Source organism: Tenacibaculum sp. TB-56 (assembly GCF_059716275.2).
This window is the reverse complement of record NZ_CM201367.1, coordinates 1,942,020-1,954,024: the sequence shown is the minus strand read 5'-3', so window position 1 is coordinate 1,954,024 and position 12,005 is coordinate 1,942,020. Positions and strand designations below refer to the sequence as shown.

The 12,005-nt window shown below is 32.6% G+C and carries 13 protein-coding genes; 1 reads left to right on the top strand and 12 read right to left on the bottom strand.

What is annotated here, in order from left to right; translation table 11 throughout:
• Positions 1 to 17: 17 nt before the first annotated feature.
• From ccoG to AC3VI6_RS09415, 11 genes are all read right to left on the bottom strand, one after another.
• Positions 18 to 1,439 (bottom strand): cytochrome c oxidase accessory protein CcoG, encoded by a 1,422-nt coding sequence (gene ccoG / locus AC3VI6_RS09465; protein WP_497705981.1) that lies wholly within the window; start codon positions 1,437 to 1,439, stop codon positions 18 to 20.
• Positions 1,440 to 1,474: 35 nt separating this feature from the next.
• Positions 1,475 to 1,768, bottom strand: a complete 294-nt coding sequence (locus AC3VI6_RS09460; protein WP_497705980.1) for a c-type cytochrome — start codon at positions 1,766 to 1,768, stop codon at positions 1,475 to 1,477.
• Positions 1,731 to 2,396: a cbb3-type cytochrome c oxidase N-terminal domain-containing protein gene (locus tag AC3VI6_RS09455; protein WP_497705979.1), complete on the bottom strand. Its 666-nt coding sequence runs from the start codon at positions 2,394 to 2,396 to the stop codon at positions 1,731 to 1,733. Before AC3VI6_RS09455 ends, AC3VI6_RS09460 begins: the two co-directional genes overlap by 38 nt.
• Positions 2,397 to 2,410: 14 nt before the next feature.
• Positions 2,411 to 2,578, bottom strand: coding sequence for a CcoQ/FixQ family Cbb3-type cytochrome c oxidase assembly chaperone (locus AC3VI6_RS09450; RefSeq protein ID WP_497705978.1), 168 nt, complete (start codon positions 2,576 to 2,578; stop codon positions 2,411 to 2,413).
• A 5-nt stretch (positions 2,579 to 2,583) separates the two neighbouring features.
• Positions 2,584 to 4,785, bottom strand: coding sequence for a cytochrome-c oxidase, cbb3-type subunit I (gene ccoN, locus AC3VI6_RS09445; RefSeq protein ID WP_497705977.1), 2,202 nt, complete (start codon positions 4,783 to 4,785; stop codon positions 2,584 to 2,586).
• A 26-nt stretch (positions 4,786 to 4,811) separates the two neighbouring features.
• Positions 4,812 to 4,979 carry a cbb3-type cytochrome oxidase assembly protein CcoS gene (gene ccoS / locus AC3VI6_RS09440; RefSeq protein WP_274633627.1) on the bottom strand — a complete coding sequence of 56 codons (168 nt, stop codon included), beginning with the start codon at positions 4,977 to 4,979 and terminating at the stop codon, positions 4,812 to 4,814.
• A 113-nt stretch (positions 4,980 to 5,092) separates the two neighbouring features.
• Positions 5,093 to 6,454: an oxygen-independent coproporphyrinogen III oxidase gene (gene hemN / locus AC3VI6_RS09435; RefSeq protein ID WP_497705976.1), complete on the bottom strand. Its 1,362-nt coding sequence runs from the start codon at positions 6,452 to 6,454 to the stop codon at positions 5,093 to 5,095.
• Positions 6,455 to 6,505: 51 nt separating this feature from the next.
• Entirely contained in the window at positions 6,506 to 7,204 is a 699-nt protein-coding gene (gene deoD, locus AC3VI6_RS09430) for a purine-nucleoside phosphorylase (protein WP_497705975.1), read from the bottom strand.
• 175 nt (positions 7,205 to 7,379) lie between these two features.
• Entirely contained in the window at positions 7,380 to 8,045 is a 666-nt protein-coding gene (deoC, locus tag AC3VI6_RS09425; protein ID WP_299000497.1) for a deoxyribose-phosphate aldolase, read from the bottom strand.
• 2 nt (positions 8,046 to 8,047) lie between these two features.
• Entirely contained in the window at positions 8,048 to 8,380 is a 333-nt protein-coding gene (locus tag AC3VI6_RS09420; protein ID WP_497705974.1) for a cupin domain-containing protein, read from the bottom strand.
• Positions 8,381 to 8,389: 9 nt separating this feature from the next.
• Complete coding sequence (locus AC3VI6_RS09415) at positions 8,390 to 10,765, bottom strand: heavy metal translocating P-type ATPase (RefSeq protein ID WP_497705973.1); 2,376 nt, start codon at positions 10,763 to 10,765, stop codon at positions 8,390 to 8,392.
• A 101-nt stretch (positions 10,766 to 10,866) separates the two neighbouring features.
• On the opposite strand from AC3VI6_RS09415, the gene AC3VI6_RS09410 reads away from it, so the two are divergent.
• Positions 10,867 to 11,553, top strand: a complete 687-nt coding sequence (locus AC3VI6_RS09410; RefSeq protein ID WP_497705972.1) for a Crp/Fnr family transcriptional regulator — start codon at positions 10,867 to 10,869, stop codon at positions 11,551 to 11,553.
• A 44-nt stretch (positions 11,554 to 11,597) separates the two neighbouring features.
• On the opposite strand, the gene AC3VI6_RS09405 is transcribed toward AC3VI6_RS09410, so the two are convergent.
• Complete coding sequence (locus AC3VI6_RS09405) at positions 11,598 to 11,909, bottom strand: DUF3467 domain-containing protein (protein ID WP_497705971.1); 312 nt, start codon at positions 11,907 to 11,909, stop codon at positions 11,598 to 11,600.
• Positions 11,910 to 12,005: the final 96 nt, after the last annotated feature.

The window sequence follows — 12,005 nt, the reverse complement described above, 5'->3', positions numbered from 1 at the left end:
ATTTATTTTCGACCAATTTATCTATAACTTCTTGGTCCTAAAAAGTTGGTTGTAGTAGTTTCAATAAGTTTATCGCCACTATACACTCCAATTTTTAGTTTTTCCTTTTCATCTTTCATTTCTGATTGATGTAGTTCTATAAACAATGTACCTTCTGCTAGCCCTTGTTTAGGAACTTCAAAATTTTGATGTGTTACCGTTTCTATTTTTCCTTTATGAGATAACAGTTTATAACTAACATCATCAATTTCTTTTGTTGTTTTATTTACAACTTTAAAAGTGTAAATATTGCTGATGATTCCGTTTTCTTTATGTTGATACAATTGTCCTGGTAAACGTAAAATTGTAGCTTCAACATCATTTCTTAAAAACAGCATTCCAACTAAAATTCCGACTAAAATGAACAATACTGCTGAGTATCCTTTCATTCTTGCTGTAAACTTAAAAGGTGCTTTTTTTACAATGTTTTCTTCACTTGCGTAGCGAATCAATCCTTTAGGTAGTCCTACCTTTTCCATCATATGATCACACTCATCGATACATGCTGTACAGTTTACACATTCTAATTGTGTTCCGTTACGAATATCAATTCCTGTAGGACATACATGTACACATTGAAAACAATCGATACAATCTCCTTTTCCTGATGCTGCTCTGTCTTCTTTTTTATTGAACTTTCCTCTTCCTGTTTTTCCTTCTCCTCTTACGTGGTCGTAAGCAACATTTATCGTTTTATTATCTAACAGTACTCCTTGTAATCTACCATAAGGACAAGCGATAATACATACTTGCTCTCTAAACCAAGCGAATATAAAATAGAATACTCCTGTAAATATTAATAGTGAAATTAAGGTACTAATATTATCTAACGGGTTACTTGTTATGTAACTTATTAATTTATCGCTTCCTATTAAATAGGCTAAGAATACATTGGCTATAATAAAAGAGATGATAAAAAATATAATCCATTTTAAAACTCTCTTTCTAATCTTTTCTGCATTCCAAGGTTGTTTAGCTAATCGTATTTGTTTTCCTCTATCCCCTTCAATTAAATATTCTATTTTTCTGAACACCATTTCTAAGAAAATAGTTTGTGGACAAATCCATCCACAGAAAATTCGACCAAAAACAACTGTAAACAGAATGATAAATACCACTCCTATTATCATTGAAATTACCATTAAATGGAAATCCTGTGGCCAAAAAGGGAAACCAAAAATGTTAAACTTACGTTCTAGAACATTAAATAGTAAAAATTGGTTTCCGTTGATTTTTATAAAAGGAGCTGATAGTAAAAATGCTAATAAAAAATAACTTACGTAACTCCTATATTTATAAAACCTACCGCTAGGTTTTTTTGGAAACACCCAAGCCCTTTTACCTTCTTCATTTATAGTGCCTATACTATCTCTAAATTGTTCGTTTTTGGGTGTTTCCATAATCAACTATTAAAAACTAATTTGTAACTAATTATTTATTGAATGCTGTCTTTTGGTTGTTCATCAGGTTTAGCTACAGCAGGAGCTACTCCTTCTTCTTTATATAATTCTCCTTGTGGTTCTTTTGGCTTTGCAGGAGTGGTTCCTTGTAAAGAAATAATATAACTTGCCACTTTTTGAATATCAGCAGGTTTTAATGTTTTATTCCAAGCTACCATACCTTTACCGTCTCTACCTCCATTAGCAATAGTGTTGAAAATATTTTTCATACCACCACCTAAAATCCAATATTCATCGGTTAAGTTTAGTTCCGATACCACCACCACCATCAGCAACGTGACATGCTGCACAGTTTAGATTATATACTGCTTTACCTCTACTTAAATCTCCAGCATCGGTTAAAACGGTAGCCGTTTCTGCATCAATAACAGCTTCGGTAGAAGTCGATTTAAATGCTGCTAATTCTCTTTTAGCTTCAGCAACTGCTTGCGCATATTCCATCTCTTGGTTATCTGCACCTAATACATGATATCTTACTAAGTACACCGCTGCAAAAATGATTGTTGCATAGAACATATACAACCACCATGGTGGTAAGTTGTTATCTAACTCTTTTATTCCATCATAGTTATGATCAAGAATAATTTCATCTTCTTGCTCAATTGCTTTCGCTTCTGTCCATTTGCTGATAAGCTTTTTAGCCCAAGCCCAATTATCAACTTCTTCTGGTTTAACTCCATCCTTTTCCATTTGAAGTTGCTCTGCTCTTTGTTGCGCTACAATGTTTAAAGCTTCTTTTAAAACTACAACAGTTATAAGTCCTACAATTGCTATCCAAACTAATGGATGTTCATATAGGCTAAATGGATTTTGGTATGATTTAATTGCAGTAGCAATAGCAAAAAAGGTTACTGCAACAAAAATGATATATACTATAGATTGAAAATATTTTTTCATCTTGTTTAATTTTACTAATTATCTAAAGGTAATTCACTTACTCTACTTATATATTCTTTTTTGGCTGTAAATACCCACCAAAATAACACTACGAAAAATGTAAAGAATATGCTTAACGAAATAATTGGGTATAGTTCAATACCTGCAATTGTTTCCATATGGTTTTTTACAAACTTTAACATAATTTCTAGTTTTTAGCGCTTAATTGATCTTCAACATCTTTTACTTTAATATCGGTACCTAATCGTTGTAAGTAAGCTATTAAGGCTACGATTTCTCTATCTTTCATTTCAATGAACGTTTGTCCGTTTTCTTGAGCATACTTTTTATCAGCTTCATAGTTTGCTTTGAAATCAGGGTCTGCGTATAAATTCTCTTGAATTTTCGCTCCTTGAGCATCCATACTTGCTTGTGCATTGGCAATATCTTCATCAGTATATGGAACTCCTAGACTTACCATTGCTTTCATTTTTCTTTCAGTATCACTCTTATCTAACTCATCTCTTACTAACCATTGGTATGCTGGCATGATAGATCCTGGTGATGTACTTTGTGGATCGTACATGTGGTTTAAGTGCCAACTATCGTTATACTTACCTCCAACTCTTAATAAATCTGGACCTGTACGTTTAGAACCCCATAAGAATGGATGATCGTACACAAACTCTCCTGCTTTAGCAAACTCTCCGTAACGTTCTACTTCTGACCTGAATGGACGTACCATTTGTGAGTGACATCCAACACATCCTTCACGGATATAAATATCTCTACCTTCTAATTCTAATGGTGTATATGGTTGTACACTTGTTATTGTTGGAATATTAGATTTTACTAATAATGTTGGTATAATTTGTACAATTCCTCCAATTAAAATAGCTACAGTAGCATATATGGTTAATTTTACAGGTCTTCTTTCTAACCAAGTGTGCCATCCTTCATTTGAAGTTCTGTGCTTAGAAACTTTAGTTAATGCTGGTGCTTCTGCTAACTCATCAGCAACTTCAGTTCCTGATTTAACTGTTTTAATAATATTATATAACATTACGAAAGCTCCAAGAATATATAAACTTCCTCCAATAGCACGCATCCAATACATTGGTATGATTTCATTTACTGTTTCTAAGAAATTACCGTATGTTAAGGTTCCGTCTGGATTAAATTGTTTCCACATAGAAGCTTGTACAAATCCTGCTACGTACATTGGTAATGCATACATGATGATACCTAAAGTTCCAATCCAGAAGTGGAAGTTAGCCAATGCTGTAGAGTATAATTTTGTTTTGAACATTCTTGGTACTAACCAGTATAACATACCGAAAGTTAAGAATCCGTTCCATGCTAAAGCACCTACGTGTACGTGAGCAATAATCCAATCACTAAAGTGTGCAATTGCGTTTACATTCTTTAACGATAACATTGGTCCTTCAAAAGTTGCCATACCATAACCTGTAATTGCAACTACCATGAATTTTAATACTGGATCTACTCTTACTTTATCCCAAGCTCCACGAAGTGTTAATAATCCGTTGATCATACCTCCCCAAGATGGTGCGATTAACATTACAGAGAATGCTACTCCTAAGTTTTGAGCCCAATCTGGTAAAGATGAATATAATAAGTGGTGAGGTCCTGCCCAGATGTAGATAAAAATTAACGACCAGAAGTGTACAATAGATAATCTATATGAATATACCGGACGGTTAGCCGCCTTAGGAACAAAGTAATACATTAATCCTAAGAACGGAGTTGTTAAGAAAAATGCTACGGCGTTATGCCCGTACCACCATTGTACCAGTGCATCTTGAACCCCTGCATACACAGAATAACTTTTCATGAAACTTACTGGAAGCTCTAAACTGTTAAAAATATGTAATACCGCTACGGTTACAAAAGTTCCTAAGTAGAACCAAATTGCTACATATAAATGGCGTTGTCTTCTTTGTAAGATTGTCCAAATCATGTTAGCACCAAAAGCCACCCAAACTAGTGCTATGGCTATATCAATTGGCCATTCTAATTCGGCGTATTCTTTTGAAGTTGTATACCCTAACGGAAGTGTTATGGCTGCTGCAACAATAATTAACTGCCATCCCCAAAAGTTAAAGTTACTTAAAAAATTACTCGCCATACGTGCCTTAAGCAATCGCTGTAACGAGTAATACACCCCCGCAAAAATGGCATTTCCTACGAAAGCGAAAATTACTGCATTGGTGTGTAGTGGTCTTAAACGACCGAAACTTAACCACGAAATTCCGTCAGTTAAATTTGGGAATAAAAACATAAAAGCCAATGTCAATCCTACTGAAAAACCTACTATTCCCCATAGTAAGGTTGCGTAGATGAATTTTTTTACGATCTTATTATCGTAATAAAATTGTTGCATTTCCATAATCTATTTGAATTTAATATCTATTGTTAGTTGTTAATATTGTCTTCTTTTACCAATTCATCATCAAACAACATGCGAACCGATGGCGTATACGAATCATCGTACTGTCCATTTTTTACTGAAACAATAAATGCTATAAAGAAAATAATAGCCACTAAAATACTTAGTGTAAGTAGTAAATAAATAACGCTCATATCTTGCCTGATAATTTGTAGTTCAAAGATAATTGTGAAGATTTTCTTAAAATATGACATTTATCATATTTGAATCTTTTTTTAAAAAGATAACCTTCTTTTAATATTTTTCATTAAATAGTCATTGAAAACAACTTTGTTTCTGGTTGTTTTTCATGTAATTTTTTATCGAAAGCCATGCAAATATTTCGCACATACGGTCTTGCTTTTTCAGGTACTATTAACTCGCTTCCTTCAACAGATACCAATCCATCAGCTATCATTTCTTCTAGCTTTTCTATGTACATTTCTACATTTTCAATTTTTAATGAATCTTCTTTCCACGAAGTAGAAAAATGACACATAATATTTAAAATATGTTTTCTAATAATTAAATCTTCTTCGGATAAAATATGTCCTCTAAACACAGGAATTTCTCCTTCATTAACTATTTTTTCGTACTCCTTTACCGTTTTTACGTTTTGTGCAAATCCGTACCAAGAATCTGAGATTGCCGACATACCCAAACCAATCATTAACTGAGTTTTATTAGCGGTATATCCCATAAAGTTACGGTGTAAAGTTTTCTCTTCGGTCGCTTTGTATAAACTGTCTGTTGGTAATGCAAAATGATCCATCCCTATTTCAACATAGCCCATTTCCGCAAATAACTCCTTACCTATTTCATATAACTCTCGTTTCTCTTCATTCTTAGGTAAATCGTTTTCATTAAATCCACGTTGCCCTACTCCTTTTACCCACGGCACATGCGCATAACTGTAAAACGAAATTCTATCAGGTTGTAGTTCTTTGGTTCTATTAATGGTATAAATTACATTTTCTTTCGTTTGAAACGGAAGCCCAAACACTAAATCGTGACTAATTGACGTATAGCCTATTTCTTTTGCCCAATTGTGTACTTTTTCTACGTTTTCAAAAGGCTGTACTCTATGAATAGCTTCTTGTACTTTTGGATTGTAATCTTGTACTCCAAAACTTACTCTTGTAAAACCTAAATTGTACAATGTTTGCAAGTGTTCTTTTGTCGTATTGTTTGGATGCCCTTCAAAACTAAATTCATGCTCAGGGTGTTTCTTTGCACTAATAAAGATTCCGTCTATTAATCTTTTTAATTGTTTTTCTGAAAAGAATGTTGGCGTTCCTCCTCCTAAATGAATTTCTTTTATTATTGGTTTTTCATCTACCAAATCAAGGTACAATTGCCACTCTTTTAACACCGTTTCTATATACGGATCTTCAACTTCACGACGCTTTGTAATATGCTTATGGCATGCACAAAATGTACATAAACTTTCACAAAACGGTAAGTGTATGTATAAGCTAATTCCTTCAGTAGAATTACTTTCTATAAACGATTGCTTAAACGTTGCTATCCATTTTTCTTTTGAAAAAGTTTCATTGTCCCAATACGGAACGGTTGGATAACTTGTATATCTTGGCCCTGGAATGTTATATTTTTGAATAAGTGAATTCATGTTTTTGACACTATTTTGTTTCATTCTTCTACAAAATCACTCGAACTGACATTAAGCCAATTCTAAAGCAATTTCTATCATTTCTTTAAAAGTTTGCTCTCTTTCTTCGGCAGTTGTTCTTTCTTTTGTAACCAAACTATCTGAAATAGTTAAGATTGATAATGCATTTACTTTGTGTTTAGCTGCAACGGTATACAATCCGTTTGTTTCCATTTCAACACACAACACACCGTAATCTGCCCATTTTTTATAGCTTTCAAATTCATCAGCATAAAACTCGTCTGAACTTAAAATATTCCCCGCTTTTAATTGAATTCCCTTTTCTTTTGCTACTTCAATAGCTTTTTGGAACAACTTAAAACTCGCCGTTGGCGCATAATCGGCTCCGTTAAAACGAATCGTATTTAATCCTGAGTTGGTTGAAGCCGCCATCGCTATAACAATATCTCTAATTCTTACTTCCTTTTGATAAGAACCTGCTGAACCTACTCGAATTAAATTTTTAACTCCGTACTCAGTAATCAATTCATGAGCATAAATTAATGCTGAAGGAATTCCCATTCCTGTTCCTTGTACAGAAATCTTCTTTCCATGATAAGTTCCTGTGAATCCTAACATACCTCGAACATCATTATAGCAAACTGGATTTTCTAAAAATGTTTCTGCAATCCACTTTGCTCGCATAGGATCACCTGGTAATAAAACAGTTTCTGCAATTTCTCCTTTTTTTGCTTCAATATGTACGCTCATTATTTTAGATTTTTAGATGTTTGGATACTTGGATGCTTAGATATTTGGATTATTTGATTGTTAGATTACTTTTGGCTGAAAGCTGTAAGCTATATGCTGTAGGCTATACGCACTTGTAACTTTTCACTTTTCGTTTTACATATTTCACTTTTCACTTTTCGTTTTCAAACTCCTATTAATATTGATCTTTATCAGCGGTTCCTTCTGTTATTAATGAAACTCCAGAAGAAGTTCCTAAACGTGTTACTCCCATTGCTATATACTTCAGTGCAGTTTCTATATCTCTAATTCCTCCTGCTGCCTTTATTTGAGCTTTTCCATCTACCACACTATCCATTATAGTTACATCTTCAAAAGTTGCTCCCCCAGTACCGAAACCTGTAGACGTTTTCACAAAATCAGCACCTGCATTTACAGCTAACTGACTTGCTGTTTTTATCTGTTTTTTTGACAAATAACAATTTTCAAAAATCACTTTTAAAGTATTTTCTCCTATCGCTTCTTTAATCAATCGGATTTCTTTTTCAACATATTTTTCATCTCCTTCTAATAGCTTTCCGATATTGATAACCATATCAATTTCTGATGCTCCATTTTTTATACAATCTTTAGCTTCAAAAACTTTCGCTTCGGTAGTCATTGCTCCTAAGGGAAAACCAATAACCGCAGCTACTTTCACCTCTGTTTCTTGTAACTCTTTTGCTGCTGATTCTACATAACAACCATTTACACAAACTGCATAAAAATTATATTCTTTAGCTTCATTACAAAGCTTAACGATATCTGCTTTTGTCGCTGTAGCCTTCAACAACGTATGATCTATATATCTATTCAACCTCATAATTAAATTTCTTTTACTCTATTTACTGAATCTGATTTAGATAACGTTAAGCGTACAACGCTATCTTCTAAAGCAGTTAAGTTATGTATAACTTTTGCTTCTAAAGAAATCATATCTCCTGAATTTAACCTCTTTACTTCATTGTTTACACCAAAATCTATGTTTCCTTTCAGTACTTGAACAACTATTGGATACGGTGCTTTATGATCTTTCATTACCTGATTTTTCTTAAAAACTATTCTAATTTCTTTGGAAAAATCGGTTTCTAACAATAAAGAAACAGCTACCTTTTCTTCATTATACTCTAAGTTTTCTAAAAATGCTGCTGTTTTCATATTTTAAATTTATTTTAGTTTTCTTCCTAACATGTTAGTAGCAATCGTTGTAAACACTACCACACTTATAGAGCTTAAAGGCATTAAAATTGCTGCAATTACAGGCATTAATTGCCCTGTTACTGCAAAATAAAGTCCTACAACATTATACATTAAAGATAGTAAAAAACAATATTTAATAATTTTTACTGCTTTTTTCGATGCTTTTATGTAATCTCCTATCTGATTAAATTTCGTCGCATCTAAAATTGCATCACAGGCTGGAGAAAACACGTTAATATTCTCAGATATTGCAACTCCCACATTACTTTGAACTAGAGCTCCAGCGTCATTCAATCCGTCTCCAATCATCAATACACTTTTGTTTTTTTCTTGTAATTCCTCTACATAATGTAGTTTATCTTGTGGTTTTTGATTGAATAAAAAGGTGGTTTCTTTCGGTAAAAACTCTTCTAAAAACTTCTTTTCTCCTTCATTATCTCCAGATACTATCGATAAATCATATTTCTTATTTAGCTGAGTAAATAATTGCTGAACACCTTTTCTATAAGCATTTTTGAAAACATATTTTCCTTTATATTCATCATTAACACTAATGTGTACTGAAGTATCTAAATTCGCTTGCTCTTTTGCATTTTTAACAAAAGAAGATGAACCTATTTTTATTTTTGTTTGTTGATAATTCGCTTCAATTCCTTTACCTACGTGCTCTTGATAATTATCTACGGTTAACACCTCTTCATCTTGTAACGAAGCGTACAACATTCTACTTAATGGGTGATTCGACGCTCTAAGAGAACTTTTTAGTATTGATTTTTGAGTAGTATCTAAGCTTTCTCCTTCATAAGTTATTGTGTTTTCTTTATTCGTGGTAAGTGTACCTGTTTTATCAAAAATTACCGAATTAACAGCTGCCAATTGTTCTACCACAGTCGCATTTTTAAGGTAGAATTTCTTTCTCCCAAAAATTCGCAAGATGTTTCCTAAAGTAAACGGAGCTGCCAATGCAATTGCACACGGACAAGCGATAATTAACACCGAAGTAAATACGTTTAACGCTACACTTGAATCGTAATACAGCCAAAATCCAGTAGATAAAAAAGCGATCGATAAAACAACTATCGTAAAGTTTTTACTTATCTCATCTGTTAATGTTTTAAAAGATGAGCTTTTGTCTTTCTGAAACACATCGTTACTCCACAACTGTGTTAAGTAACTTTGCGAAACCGAAGCTAACACTTCCATTTCTATACTTCCAGACAATTGTTTACCTCCTGCGAATAACTTATCTCCCGACTTTTTGTTTACGGGTACTTCTTCACCTGTAACGAAACTGTAATCTATTTTTGCTTCTCCGCTAATTAAAATTCCATCAACAGGAATCAACTCCTGATTTCTAATTAATAATCTATCTCCTTTTTTAACTTCATAAATTTGAGTATTCTCTTCTTTTTTGTCGGAAGTTATCTTGGTTACCGCAATTGGGAAATACGATTTATAATCACGTTCAAACGATAAGAAGTTATAGGTTTTCTGTTGAAAAAACTTTCCAAGTAATAAAAAGAATACTAATCCTGTTAAACTGTCAAAGAATCCTGTTCCTAGATCGAAAAGAATTTCAGCTGTACTACGAACAAACAGCACAAATATTCCTAAAGCAATCGGAACATCTATATTCAAAATTTTTGAACGTAAGCCTTTATAAGCTGAAATGAAATAATCAATTCCTGCATAAAACACTACTGGAAGCGAAAAAATAAACATTAACCAACGGAATAAACCTTTGTATTGTTCTAACCAGTATTCTGACACTTCAAAATATTCAGGAAATGATAAAAACATCACGTTTCCAAAAGCAAAACCAGCAATTCCTAATTTATAAATTAAGCTGCGATCTACTTTCTTTTTTCCAACTTCATAATCTTCTAAACTGATATACGGTTCATAACCTATAGAACTCAACAACAGTACTATTTCTTTCAGTGAAGTCTTTTCTGAATTGTACGTAATTCGTACTGTTTTTTTAGGAAAATTAACTTGTGCCGACGACACATTACTTTGCAGTTTGTGTAGGTTTTCTAAAACCCAAATACACGAACTACAGTGAATATGCGGTATATACAGATTAATGACCTGCATATTACCATCGTTAAACTCAAGAAGTTTTTCTACAATTGGTTGATTGTCTAAGAAATCGTACTTTCCTAGTATTTCTTCAGGAATAGCTCCTGGATTATTTTGAAAATCATAGTAACACGTTAAATCGTTTTCTGAAAATATTTCATAGACGGTTTTACACCCATTACAACAGAAAAATTTATCTTGTACTGTAATTTTTTCGGTATCACATTCGTTACCACAATGAAAACATATTTTGCTTTCCATATTTACTCTTTTGCCTTCAACAAATATCCGATAAGATTGTATTTTAAAACATGATAATTGTCAGTTTTTCTGTATATTTGAATAGAGAAAAAGGCAAAAATATGAGCAAGTGTGAACAGTGTATTATTCGGGAATTCAACTCATTAAAAACTCTAACAAAAGACGAATTAATAAGAATTACTGGGTGTAAAACATCTAAAATAGTTAAAAAAGGGGAAGTTTTATTTGATGAAGGAGAATACATTAATGGGGTATTTTGTATTAAAGACGGTGTTTGTAAGGTTTCTAAAATGAGTGATAATGGTAGAGATCAAATTATTCATTTAATACAAAAAGGAGATATTTTAGGAGAACGTAGTTTAATAAACAACGAAGCCTCCAATTTAAAGGCTATTGCCATAAATGATATGGAGGTTTGTTTTATTCCTAAAGATGAAATTATTAGGGATTTAGAGAACAACCCTAACTTTTCTTTAGATCTTTTAAGAAAAATGGCTAACTCACTAAAAAAAGCGGATGATGTTATTGTTGATATGGCTCAAAAAACCGTAAAACAACGTTTAGCAGCTACTCTTTTGTTTTTAGAGGCTAAGTTTGAAAAAAATGATAATGGCTCTATAAAGGTTAACTTATCTAGAGAAGATATTGCTAATATTATAGGAACTGCCACTGAAAGTGCCATCCGATTACTTTCTGAATTTAAAAAGAAGAAAATGATCGATTTACAAGGAAAAGAAATCGTTATTTTAGATGTTAAAGCCTTAAAAGACTTGTCTGAAGGTTTCTAAATATAAAAACAAAAAAAATCGTCTAAATAGACGATTTTTTTGTTTTAAGCTTCACCTGTAGTCCCACCAAAATTCATTGGAATTGGAGGCTGCTCATAATCTTTAATTTCACCATGTGCTTGTTCAAACTTACGAACATTGTCTGCCAACGCTTTTGATAAGCGTTTTGCATGTTGTGGTGTTAATATAATTCTCGATTTTACTTTTGCCTTAGGTACACCAGGCATGATGTTGATAAAATCAACAATAAACTCTGAAACAGAATGGTTTATAATCGCTAAATTACTATAGGTTCCTTCAGCAATTTCTTGATCTAATTCTATGTTTAATTGTGGTTCTTTTTTAGTATCGTCCATATTCTATTTTTTTATTTTTTTTAGAAAAAAACAAGGGTTTAGAGTTTTAAAAACTCTAAACCCTTGCTATAATTTATAAACATAAGTTCTTATAAA